General features: G+C 73.5%; 11 protein-coding genes. 4 read left to right on the forward strand and 7 right to left on the reverse strand.

Going from position 1 to position 10,491, the window contains the following annotated elements:
- Positions 1-382, forward strand: a 382-nt coding sequence (locus AOJ26_RS21980) for an FAD-dependent oxidoreductase (RefSeq protein WP_159044359.1), incomplete at its 5' end; no start/stop codon positions are given.
- Between the two features lie 22 nt (positions 383-404).
- Entirely contained in the window at positions 405-956 is a 552-nt protein-coding gene (locus tag AOJ26_RS21985) for a PadR family transcriptional regulator (RefSeq protein WP_053850044.1), read from the forward strand.
- A gap of 2 nt (positions 957-958) precedes the next feature.
- Here AOJ26_RS21985 and AOJ26_RS21990 read toward each other — a convergent pair whose 3' ends face one another.
- Both AOJ26_RS21990 and AOJ26_RS21995 read right to left on the reverse strand, forming a co-directional pair.
- Positions 959-1,510: a hypothetical protein gene (locus AOJ26_RS21990; protein WP_053850045.1), complete on the reverse strand. Its 552-nt coding sequence runs from the start codon at positions 1,508-1,510 to the stop codon at positions 959-961.
- 156 nt (positions 1,511-1,666) lie between these two features.
- Positions 1,667-2,647 carry a fibronectin type III domain-containing protein gene (locus AOJ26_RS21995; protein ID WP_053850046.1) on the reverse strand — a complete coding sequence of 327 codons (981 nt, stop codon included), beginning with the start codon at positions 2,645-2,647 and terminating at the stop codon, positions 1,667-1,669.
- 348 nt (positions 2,648-2,995) lie between these two features.
- Between AOJ26_RS21995 and AOJ26_RS22000 the strand changes: the two genes are divergently transcribed.
- A complete protein-coding gene (locus AOJ26_RS22000) occupies positions 2,996-3,694 on the forward strand; it encodes a glycoside hydrolase family 75 protein (RefSeq protein WP_053850047.1) in 699 nt (232 codons plus the stop codon).
- Positions 3,695-3,751: 57 nt separating this feature from the next.
- Here AOJ26_RS22000 and AOJ26_RS22005 read toward each other — a convergent pair whose 3' ends face one another.
- The 5 genes from AOJ26_RS22005 to AOJ26_RS22025 all read right to left on the reverse strand — a co-directional run bounded on the left by AOJ26_RS22005 (position 3,752) and on the right by AOJ26_RS22025 (position 8,712).
- Positions 3,752-4,162 (reverse strand): PTS-dependent dihydroxyacetone kinase phosphotransferase subunit DhaM, encoded by a 411-nt coding sequence (locus tag AOJ26_RS22005; RefSeq protein ID WP_053850048.1) that lies wholly within the window; start codon positions 4,160-4,162, stop codon positions 3,752-3,754.
- Positions 4,155-4,754 carry a dihydroxyacetone kinase subunit DhaL gene (gene dhaL, locus AOJ26_RS22010; RefSeq protein ID WP_053850049.1) on the reverse strand — a complete coding sequence of 200 codons (600 nt, stop codon included), beginning with the start codon at positions 4,752-4,754 and terminating at the stop codon, positions 4,155-4,157. The genes AOJ26_RS22005 and dhaL overlap by 8 nt, the downstream gene beginning before the upstream one ends.
- A gap of 37 nt (positions 4,755-4,791) precedes the next feature.
- A complete protein-coding gene (dhaK, locus tag AOJ26_RS22015) occupies positions 4,792-5,784 on the reverse strand; it encodes a dihydroxyacetone kinase subunit DhaK (protein ID WP_053850050.1) in 993 nt (330 codons plus the stop codon).
- A 288-nt stretch (positions 5,785-6,072) separates the two neighbouring features.
- Entirely contained in the window at positions 6,073-7,449 is a 1,377-nt protein-coding gene (locus AOJ26_RS22020) for a hypothetical protein (protein WP_053850051.1), read from the reverse strand.
- Positions 7,450-7,716: 267 nt separating this feature from the next.
- Positions 7,717-8,712 (reverse strand): Lrp/AsnC family transcriptional regulator, encoded by a 996-nt coding sequence (locus AOJ26_RS22025; RefSeq protein WP_053850052.1) that lies wholly within the window; start codon positions 8,710-8,712, stop codon positions 7,717-7,719.
- A gap of 151 nt (positions 8,713-8,863) precedes the next feature.
- Here AOJ26_RS22025 and AOJ26_RS22030 point away from each other — a divergent pair.
- The coding region (locus tag AOJ26_RS22030) for an MFS transporter (protein WP_234358644.1) at positions 8,864-10,491 on the forward strand (1,628 nt) is incomplete at its 3' end.

The following is a 10,491-nucleotide window of genomic DNA, read 5'->3' on the forward strand; positions in this document are numbered from 1 at the left end:
AGATGTGTCTACGAGACACGCCCCGCCCCGTACCGTGCACCTCCTCCAGCGCAAGACCAGCAAGGTCGGCGCCGGGCTCGGCAAGACCACCGGCTGGATCCACCGCACCGAGCTGAAGCACCGGGGCGTCACCATGGTCCCGGGGGTGCGCTACGACCGGATCGACGACGCCGGCCTGCACGTCACCGTCGGCGAGGAGAGCACGGTCCTGGAGGTCGACACCATCGTGCTGTGCACCGGGCAGGAACCGCGCCGGGACCTGTACGAGGAGCTCGTCGCCGCCGGTCGCAGCGCGCACCTGATCGGCGGTGCCGACGTGGCCGCCGAACTGGACGCCAAGCGGGCGATCAAGCAGGGCACCGAGGTCGCGGCCGCCCTCTGAGGGCCGTCCCTAGGATGACTCCATGTCACTCCCGCACGCGATCCTCACCGCTCTGCTCGAAAGGCCGTCGGCGGGGCTGGACCTGACCCGCCGGTTCGACAAGTCGATCGGCTACTTCTGGTCGGCCTCGCACCAGCAGATCTATCGCGAGCTGGGGAAACTGGAAGCCGAGGGCCACATCCGGGCCATTCCGGAGGACCGGCCGACCCGGGGGCAGAAGAAGAGCTACGAGGTCCTGCCCGCGGGCCGCGCCGAACTCGAGCGCTGGACGGCCGCGGCGCAGGACCCCAAGCCGCACCGGGACGCCCTGCTGCTGCGGCTGCGCGCGGCGGCCGTCGTCGGCACGGACGGCCTCGAAGCCGACCTGCGCCGCCATCTCAACCTGCACCGGCGGCAGTTGGCGGAGTACGAGGAGATCGAGCAGCGCGACTTCCCGCCCGGCGACGACAGCGCGCAGGCCAGGCTGCAACACCTGGTCCTGCGCGCGGGCATCGAGCTGGAGACCTTCTGGACGCAGTGGCTCACCGAGGCGCTGGACGCCTTGGCCGAACTGCCCGGTGAACAGGCGTCGTAGCGTCAGAGGCGGTACGGTCGCGAGCGGCGGCGCAGGAACCACCCGGCGGCCACCGCGCCGACCGCCACCAGGCCGCCGCCGGCCACCAGCGTCAGGGTGCCGTAGTCCTCGGTGCCGCCGCCCAGACCGCCCATCACACCGCGGGACGGGGAAGCCGTGGCCGTCGCCGAGATGGTGGGCGTGGCGGACCCCGACACGATGATCGACTGGGTGCCCGCCGTGCTGTTGTTGTACGCGCACATCACGATGACGGTGTACGTGCCGGGGCTCACGTTCGACCAGGCCGCGGACTGGAGCGAGGTGGTCCCGGACAGGGCCACCTGACGGCCCTGGCTGAAGTTCGCCTGACTGCTGGTCAGGAGCGAGGCCGTGCCCCAGCCGCCGGTGGTGGCGGTGCGGGAGCATGCCGTGGTCGTGACGGAGACCGTGGATCCGGAGGTGCTCACGGAGATCCCCGACGCCGCGGCGGCCGGCCCGGCGGTCAGGACGAGCGGCAGCGCGGCGACGGCCGCGACGGTCAGGCCGGAGCGGAGAAGTAGCTGTTCAGTGCGCATGGACTGCCCTCCGGCGGCACGGTTGGCGGTACATCCGTGGCGCCGCCGAGGTGGGGGAAGCCCGTGCTGCCTCGGGGACAGCCAATGTGCCCCGGACCCGGCCCGCACCCGGGGCTGCGCCGGACAGGTGACGGACTGCTCCGTCCGGCGCAGCCGTTACGGGGGAGCGGCGGCGCCCGTCGTCACCGCCCGCTCCGCCGACAGTCCGCCCCAGGTGCCGTCGGGCAGCCGCGCCCGGATCCGCACCCGGTGCCTCTCGCCGGCCTCGCGCCCCAGGTAGAAGCTGTACGTCGCCCTGCCGCGCGGAGGCGTCCCGCCGAACACCAGCGAGGTGGCCGCCCGGCCGTCGAGGTGGACCTGGTACTCCGTGACGACGCCGTCCGTCCGGGGCGGCGTCCAGGACAGGTCGAGGTAGTACGCGCCGTCGGCCGCCCGCCGAGCGGCCGCGCGGAACCGCGTCGGTGCCGTGGCCCGGCCGTCGTCGCCGCCCGGTGTCGTCAGGCGGACGGTGTTCCCGGCCGGCGAGACGTTGTCGGCCGCGTCCCGGGCCCGGACGGTGAAGGCGTAGCGGGTGCCCGGTCGCAGCCCGGTGACCACGGCCGCCGTCTGCTCGCCGCCGACACTGTGGATCTTCGTGCCGGCCTGGTAGATGTCGTACGACGCCACGTCCCGGTCGTCCGTGGCGGCGGCCCAGTTCAACTGGACGGCCCGGCTGCCCACCGTCCGTCCGCGCAGTCCGCCGGGGCGGGTCGGGGCGGAGCGGTCGGCCGCCGCGGCCGCCGGGGTCGTCGCCCGCACCTCCCGGCTGGGCGGGCCGAGGCGCCCCTCCGTGTCCCGGGCCCGCACGGTGAAGACGTACGAGCCGGCGGGCTTCAGCCTGCTGACATCCACCATGTGCTGCGAACCCGGCACGTCCTCGATCTTCGTGGGGCCGAGATACACCTCGTAACGCTCGATCCCCGTGCCGACGGCGTTCCACATCACGTGCACAGTGGTCGCACTCCCCGCGGCGGCGGTGACTCCCACCGGGGCGGCGGGGAGGCCGCCGCTCCCGGTGCCGTCCGGTCCGGCCCAGCCGCACGAGGCGACGAGGACCAGCCCGGCGCAGAGGGACAGCGGTACGGGCACACCTCGCACGTCTCTGCCCTCCCGGACACCAGGCACGGCAATGGTCCGGACCAATATGACGCCGGTCGCCCGCCCGCAGCAAGAGGGCAGAGCGTGTGGGGCGCATTCGGCGGGATTACGTATGCTGAACACCTTCACGGCCGAACTCTCCACGAGGGAAACGGAGTTCGCGCCGGTGGCGCGGGCCGCTGTCGTCGCTGTTCCCGCGCCGTACGGGTGGCCGGGAGGCCGGGGTTCGTCGAGGGCTCCGGCCCCTGGCCCCTGCCCCGTCCGGACCTCCTGCGGTGGCCGCCCGGCTGAAGCGGCATCAGATTGGGCGCTGAGTGCCCGTCATGCCCCCGAGGAGAGGGTCTTATCGTGCGTGCCCAGTCGCTGACGCTGGCCGCGGCAAGTGCCGCTCTGCTCGCCCCGACGACGTCCCCCGCCGTGCAGCCCACCAGCGCCCGGGGCGAACCGGTGGTGCGGCGCGAGGGGAAGGTCGCGGCCGCCGACCTCCTGGCCAGGGTGCGCGAGTGCGCTCCCGTCTCACGCGGCCGCTACCGCAGCGACGACGGCACGGCCGCGACCATCCCGGTCTGCGGCACCCGGGAGGCCGTCTTCTGGAAGGCCGACATGGACATCGACTGCGACGGCCGGCCCGGCAGCCGCTGCAACCGCCGCACCGACCCGCTGTTCTCCGACGCCACCGCCTTCCAGCAGTCCGACGGCCGCTACCTGAGCGCCGAAAGCCTGCCCTACATCGTGGTGCCGGCCCCGAGCCAGATCTGGGACCACCGCGCGCACGGGGTGCGCGGCGGCTCGGTCGCGGCCGTCGTGTACCGGGACCGGGTGCAGTACGCCGTCGTCGGGGACGTGGGGCCGGGCCACATCATCGGCGAGGCGTCCTACGCCACCGCCGAGGCCCTCGGGATCCGTCCCGATCCGCGCGGGGGCGGCACGCCATCCGGCGTCACCTACATCGTCTTCAGGAACACGCAGGTGAAACCGATCGAGGACCATGCCTCCGCCGTCGCCACGGGAGAGCGGCTGGCGGCACTGTTCGCGCAGGGGAAGTGAACCCGCCGGAACCGGCCGACGGCACCGGAGGGCCGGCCGTCCGTCTCGCGGACGGGGTCACACCTTCCGGTAGCCGTACGCCTCCGCGGCCGCCGACTCCACCGCCGCGAGGTCGGCCCCGGTCGCCGCCGTGACGACCGCGGCCACCGCTCCCTCGACGAACGGGGCGTCCACCAGCCGTGTGCCCTCCGGGAGTTCGTCGCCCTCCGCCAGCAGCGCCTTGACGGTGAGCACCGCGCTGCCGAGGTCCGTCAGGACGGCGACCCCGGCACCCCGGTCCACGGCGGCGGCAGCGCCGGCGATCAGCTCCGCACTCGTACCGAGGCCGCCGCCCTCGGTGCCGCCGGCCGCAGCCACGGGCACCTCCGTGCCACCGCCCGCGAGCCCCTTCGCCAGTTCCGCCACGGACGCGGCGACCTCCGCGCTGTGCGACACCAGCACGATCCCGACCAGTCCCGCGTCACTCACCGGCGGCCTCCGCGAGCGCGGCGATCAGCAGGGCGGCCGAGGTCGCGCCCGGGTCCTGGTGCCCGACGCTGCGCTCGCCGAGGTAGCTAGCCCTGCCCTTGCGGGCCTGCAACGGCGTGGTGGCCAGAGCCCCTTCCTCGGCGGCGGAGCGGGCCGCGGCGAAGCCCGTGCCGAGCGCGTCGACGGCCGGCACCAGGGTGTCGATCATGGTCTTGTCGCCCGGGGCGGCCCCGCCCAGCGTCATGACGGCCTCCACCCCCGTCCGCAGCGCCTCGGTGAGCTGTTCGGCACTGACCTCACCGGCGTCCCCGAGCGCCTTGCCGGTCCGCCGCAGCAGGGTCCCGTACAAGGGCCCCGAAGCGCCGCCCACCGTCGAGATCAAGGTGCGGCCCGCGAGGAGGAGGACCGCGCCCGGGCTGCCCGGGGCCTCCTTCTCCAGGGCCGTGGCCACCGCGGTGAACCCGCGCTGGAGGTTGCTGCCGTGGTCGGCGTCCCCGATGGGGGAGTCGAGGGCGGTGAGCCGTTCCGCCTCACGGTCGACGGAGGCGGCGGTCGCCGTCATCCAACGGCGGAAGAAGTCGGCGTCGAGCACTGGATCTCCTTGCGTGGTCGGTACGTTGGTCACCTGCTCACACGCCCCAGCGCAGCCCCGGCGTCCGCACCGGCGCGTCCCACAGGCGCAGCAGCTCCTCGTCCACCTGGCACAGGGTGAGCGAGGCACCGGCCATGTCGAGCGAGGTGACGTAGTTGCCGACCAGGGTGCGGGCGACGGCGACCCCGCGCTCGGCGAGCACCCGCTGCACCTCGGCGTTGAAGCCGTACAGCTCCAGGAGCGGGGTGGCGCCCATGCCGTTGACCAGGACGAGCACCGGATTGCGCGGGCTCATGTCGTCCAGGATCGCGTGCACCGAGAAGTCGGCGATCTCCCGTGCGGTCATCATCGCCCGCCGCTCCCGGCCGGGCTCGCCGTGGATGCCGACGCCCAGTTCCAGCTCGCCGGGCGGCAGATCGAAGGTCGGACTGCCCTTGGCGGGGGTGCTGCACGCGCTCAGCGCGACACCGAAACTGCGGGAGCTCTCGTTGACCTGCCGGGCGATCGCCTCCACCCGCTCCAGCGGCTGCCCCTCCTCGGCGGCGGCCCCCGCGATCTTCTCCACGAACAGCGTGGCGCCGGTGCCCCGCCGGCCGGCCGTGTAGAGGCTGTCGGTCACCGCCACGTCATCGTTGACCAAGATCTTCGCGACCTGGATGCCCTCGTCCTCGGCGAGTTCGGCCGCCATGTCGAAGTTGAGCACGTCACCCGTGTAGTTCTTCACGATGAACAGCACGCCCGCCCCGCTGTCCACGGCGGCCGCCGCCCGCACCATCTGATCGGGCACCGGGGAGGTGAACACCTCGCCAGGACAGGCCGCGGAGAGCATGCCGGGCCCGACGAACCCGCCGTGCAGCGGCTCGTGCCCGGAGCCACCGCCGGAGATCAGGGCGACCTTCCCGGCAACGGGGGCGTCCCGACGTACGATCACCCGGTTCTCGACGTCGACGGTCAACTCCGGATGGGCGGCGGCCATCCCGCGCAGGGCGTCCGCGACCACGGTTTCCGGAACGTTGATCAGCATCTTCATGGGTACCTCCGGGTGCGACAACGGTTGGGCTCGTGGTCTGCGTTCTAACAGTTCACAACGAGTGTGACCAGTAGGCGATCTTGCCGCTCCGAGGCGAACGGGAGCGGCGGCACCGCTGTCGGCAGTATCGGCCCTGTGCCGGTGAAGGTCACGTGAACGGAGCCGCCCGGGCGCGCCCGGACCCTCGTCGCGAGCAGCAGGAGCCCGGGCCCGTGTCGAGTCCGGCGGCCGGACAACGGACGACCTGGCGGCCGCCGCCGTGCGCCCAGGCCGCCGCCCGACGTCCCGTCAGCCCCCCAAGGGATTGGCGCGGGCCGTGGCCAGGAGGTACCAGGCGGTGGCGCCGGTGTGGCGGTAGGGGTAGTAGCCGAACCCGAAACCGGTGTCGAGCGGGCTGCTCGCCGAGACGACCCCGGAGCGGGCCGGGAGGGCCCTGCCGCCGACGGTCTGGGCGCCGCCGAGGTGGTCCTGGGCGCGTTCGGCCGAGCCGAGCAGGCGGCGGGCGCGCTTCTCGTCGCCGGGGTGTCCACGGTGGCGGAGCGCGAGCGCGAGGTGGGCGGTGCCCTCGAACCAGACGCCGTTGCGGTCCGGCCGGGGCTGGCCGTCGGCGATGGGGGCGCCCTCGTTCGCCAGCAGGCTCGCCGAGCTGAAGGTGACGCCCTCGTAGGACTGACCGGCGGGGACCGTGCTGTTCGGGCGGTCGGCCGTGTCCAGGACGGCCAGCTCGGCCGCGGCCCAGTCGAGGGAACGGGAGTGGGCCGGGGAGCCGAGGGCGAGGTGGGTCCAGGTCTGGGTGTCCTCAGGGACGGGGGACCTGTTGATCGTCACGCCGTCGTTGGTGCCGGTGTAGAAGAAGCCCCCCGACGGCTCCCACATCTTCACGACGAACGCCCTGGCCCGCGCACGGCGCTCCCGCCACACCCTGTCCCCGGTCAGCCGGGCGAGCCGCCCGAACAGAGCGACCAGGTCGGTGTTGTGCTCGGTCGAGGTGAACGGCAGTCTGTTGCCGGCCCCGTCCACCCCGAACTTGTAGCCGCCCAGCGGCTCGTCGGTCCGTCCCACCCGCTCGATCCACTCACCGATCCGCACCGCGCCGGTGAGGAAGCGCCGCTCACCGGTACGCGCCGCGAGTGCGGCGAGCGCGATGCCGGCCCACGCCATGTCGCCCACGGCGGTGCCCGTGAAGCCGAACTGCGTGCCCACGTTGACCGTGCCGTCCGCCCTGACGAACCCGTCCGGCTGCGGGGAGCCGTCGTAGAAGGTGTACGGCCCGACGTTGTAGGCCTGCCGCAGCCGTCCGTCGTCGTACACCGGGTCGTGGGCCTGGGCGTACAGCAGCGCGTCGCCGAGGGCCACGGCCCGCGACCGGCCGCCCGGGGAGGCGAGGTGGGCCAGGATCGCGAGCGCGTTGTCGTAGGTGAACGCCGTGCTGAACAGCCCCGCCTGGTCCGTGTAGCTCTGGGTGAGCCGGATCGGCCCGTGGTCGGGGTAGGCGTCCATGGCGGCGGCCAGGAAGGCCCGTGCGCGGCGGGGCGCGGAGGTCGCGGAGGTGCCCTGGGTCCCCGCGTGGGCGGTGCCGGTGCCGGTCGCGGCGAGGACCGCGACTCCGAGGCCGGTCCCGATGAGGGTGCGGCGGCTGAGGGGCGGACGGGAGCTGCCGGTCATGGGTCTCCTCGGGAAGTCGGGCCGGCTTGGTTTTGAGAGCGCTCTCAAAGCGGCGCGCTCATTCTGCTGTCGTGGCGGGGGTGGGTCAACGTCTGGGAAGGGAGCAGCAGTTGGGGCGGTCGTCGAGAGGTTGAACGGGGACTGGTCAGAGGCGGGCGCCGCCGAACCGCATGCGGGCGCTGCACGTGCCGGTCCGGGGCGGCGAGGGTGTGCCCCTCGGGACGGGGGGCCTGCCGGCGCGACCGTGTGCCGACTCCTGGGTCGCCTTCACGCCGGGGCCGGGGGAATCAGACGGCCGCCGGCGATGAGGGACGCGGCCTGCTTGAGGCGGCGGACGCGGACGCTGACGCTGTAGGCGTCGATCCCGGGGACGGCCGCCACACGGGTCGTGAGGTAGCGGTAGAAGTCCTCGGCGTCACGGCAGTTGGCGACCGCCATGATGTTGTGGTCACCGCTCATGGCACCGGCGAAGGCCACCTCGTCGTGCCCGGCCAACTCCTCGCCGACACGGTGGACATGGGCCGGGGCCATCCGCAACCACAGGGTGGCGTTGAGGCGGTGGCCCAGCCGCTCGGGGAGCAGGTCGACGTCGTAGGCGAGGGCCCCCGAGGACTCCAGGGCGTCGAGCCGCCGGGCGACGCGCGCCTTGGACCAGCCGGTGAGTTCGGCGAGCCGGGTGTGGGTGGTACGGCCGTCCTCGGCGAGGGCGTCGAGCAGCGGGGTGTCCTCGGCGGTGGGCGGCTGCACCGGGCCGGTGGGCGTCGGCGGCGGGTCCGCGGTGAGCCGGGCCACCTGGTCGGCGCTGAGACGGCCCCCGTATCCGGACCACTCGGAGGTGCCCACCGTGCCGAACGGGTGGAGCAGCAGGTCGATGCTGACGTCCAGCACGGAGGCCGCCTTGGGGAGCTGGCGGAGCAGGACGTCGTCGCGGGGGGCGTCGACCGGTGCGTGGATCAGGCAGACGATCTCCGAGCCGCCGGAGGCGAGACCGACGTAGGAGATGTCGGGCCGGCGGGTGAGGGCGTCCGCGAGCGGGGTGACACGGTCCGGGCGGCAGCGGATGCGGGTGATCCAGCGGGCCAGGCCGTGCACCTCCGGGTTGACCAGACCCACCACCCGCATCACCCCCTCGCGGCGCAGAGCCTGGTAGCGCCGGGCGGCGGTCTGCTCCGACACCCCGGCCACCTCGCCGATGAGGCGGAAGGAGGCGCGGGGGCGGTACTGGAGGGCGCGGAGGATTTTTCTGTCGATCTCGTCGAACATGGGAGAAGTGTGCCAGTGAATGGCGCACCGGTGGATGTATGTGTCCACTTCTGGGTGTGACGTTGGGGATCGGGTTCGCCTTCGCCGATGCTGGGGCGCTCGAGAAATCCCGAACGACCGCGGCGCGCGTCGCCGTAGAGGAGAGATCCCCGTGAATGTCACGACCCCGGCGAGCGGGCCGGCCGACCGGCGGGCGGCCACGCTCGTCATGGCCTGCCTCGGCGTCTTCGTCGCCTACCTGCCGGTCACCACGGTCGCCGTGAGCCTGCCCGCCATCCAGTCGGCGCTGGGCGCGACGACCGCGCAACTGTCGTGGGTCCAGGACGCGTTCGTCCTGCCCATGGCCGCGTTCATCCTGACCGCCGGTGTCGTCGGCGACGTCCACGGGCGCAAGAAGGTGTTCCAGGCCGGGCTGCTGTCCTCCGCGGCCGGGGCCGCCGTCGCGCTCACCGCGCAGTCGGTGCAGGCGCTGTGGATCGGCCAGGCCCTCGCCGGACTCGGAGCGGCCACGCTGCTGCCCACCACGCTCGCACTGATCAGCCACGCGGTGCCCGATCACCGGGAGCGCGGCAGGTTCATCGGCCTGTGGGCCACCTCGCTCATGGCGGCCCTGGCCGTCGGACCACTGGTCGCCGGGGTGATCCTCGACCACTTCGCCTGGCGTTGGATCTACCTCCTGTCGATCCCCGTCTCACTGCTCGCGACCGTCTTTGCGGCCCGGCTGCTGACCGATTCGCGCGCGCCCTACGAGCGGCGGCTGGACTGGCCGGGGCAGATCACCGCCACGGTGGCGGTCACCGCCCTGGTGTACGGCGTCATCGAGGGCGGAGCGGACTCCTTCACCGCTCCCGAGGTGCTGGTAGCCCTGGCGGTGGCCGTGGCCGGCGGCACCGCCTTCGTGCTCGCCGAGCGGCGCAGCGACAGCCCGATGCTCGACCTCGCGATGTTCCGCAGCCCGGCCTTCACGGCGACCACGCTCGTCGCGATGATCACCTTCCTCGGCCTGATCGGCTTCTTCTTCCTGCTCAGCCTCTACTTCGGGATGGTGCAGCAGCTCGACACCCTCCAGGCGGGCTGGCGGATGCTGGTGGTGACCGCCTGCGCCATCCTGGTCGGCGGGCCCGTCGGGCGCCTCATGCACCGGGTCTCCGCGCGCGTGCTGATCACGGGCGGTCTGGTGGTCGTCTCCGCCTCGCTGTTCGCGCTGGTCGGTGTCGACGCGGACACCTCCTTCGCCGGCCTGGCCTGGCGGCTCGCGCCGCTGGGGCTGGGACTCGGGGCCGTCATGACCCCGATGACCGCGACGGCGGTGGCCTCCGTGCCGCACCACCTGGCCGGGATGGCAGCGGCGGGCAACAACGCCTTCCGCCAGCTCGGCGGGGCGCTCGGCCCGGCGGTCCTGGGCGCCCTGCTGACCACCCGGGCGCTGGACAGCTTCCCCGGCCGCCTCGCCGACGCCGGGCTGCACGGGGCGGCACGGGACCGGATCGTCACAGCGGCCGACCAGGGAGGACTGGGCGCGGTCGCCGGGCTCGACCTCGGTGCGGACACCGGCCGGGCCATGGGCGCCCTGGCCGACGCCTTCCTGGACGGACTGCGGCTCTGCCTGACGGTCGCGGGGTCCCTCACCCTGCTGGCCGCAGCGGTGGCCGTCGTCCTGCTCCGCCGGCCCCGCGGCACGGGCCCGGGCCACACGCAGGTCGCCGCGTCGGGCCGAGTGAGGGAGACGACACCGGGTGAGGTTGCTGCGGCGGTGCCGGGGGGTGACAGGGGCGGGGA

Origin of the sequence: Streptomyces sp. NRRL B-24085 (genome assembly GCF_001282115.1) — a bacterium.
GTDB lineage: Bacteria > Actinomycetota > Actinomycetes > Streptomycetales > Streptomycetaceae > Streptomyces.

What these genes read in the sequence shown, in the direction of transcription:
- AOJ26_RS21985 (WP_053850044.1), top strand. Translation starts at nt 405, where the DNA reads ATGTCACTCCCGCACGCGATCCTCACCGCTCTGCTCGAAAGGCCGTCG.
- AOJ26_RS21990 (WP_053850045.1), bottom strand. Translation starts at nt 1,510, where the DNA reads ATGCGCACTGAACAGCTACTTCTCCGCTCCGGCCTGACCGTCGCGGCC.
- dhaK (WP_053850050.1), bottom strand. Translation starts at nt 5,784, where the DNA reads ATGAAGATGCTGATCAACGTTCCGGAAACCGTGGTCGCGGACGCCCTG.
- AOJ26_RS22020 (WP_053850051.1), bottom strand. Translation starts at nt 7,449, where the DNA reads ATGACCGGCAGCTCCCGTCCGCCCCTCAGCCGCCGCACCCTCATCGGG.
- AOJ26_RS22025 (WP_053850052.1), bottom strand. Translation starts at nt 8,712, where the DNA reads ATGTTCGACGAGATCGACAGAAAAATCCTCCGCGCCCTCCAGTACCGC.